This is a genomic window from Vibrio sp. N418, assembly GCF_000222565.1.
Classification (GTDB): domain Bacteria; phylum Pseudomonadota; class Gammaproteobacteria; order Enterobacterales; family Vibrionaceae; genus Vibrio; species Vibrio scophthalmi.
The window spans coordinates 1-227 of record NZ_AFWD01000060.1 but is presented as its reverse complement, the minus strand read 5'-3'; the positions used below and the strand labels follow the sequence as shown (position 1 = coordinate 227).

Below are 227 nucleotides of genomic sequence, written 5' to 3'. Positions count from 1 at the left end.
CATATGAATCTGAAGCAAAGCTTCAAAATACATTTTCTAAAGACTTTCGGCGTCGAAAATTCCAACCACATGCATTACTGAGTGGTTTGGATATCCTATTCCAAAAATTCTTAGAGAATGGTGGGCGATACCGGGCTCGAACCAGTGACCCCCTGCTTGTAAGGCAGGTGCTCTCCCAACTGAGCTAATCGCCCACTAAAAGTTTTAATTCCTTCGTGGAGAAAGAA

At 43.2% G+C, this 227-nt stretch carries 1 tRNA gene; it reads right to left on the bottom strand.

Going from position 1 to position 227, the window contains the following annotated elements:
* Positions 1 to 118 precede the first annotated feature (118 nt).
* Positions 119 to 194, bottom strand: a tRNA-Val gene (locus tag RH86_RS13475).
* Positions 195 to 227 lie beyond the last annotated feature (33 nt).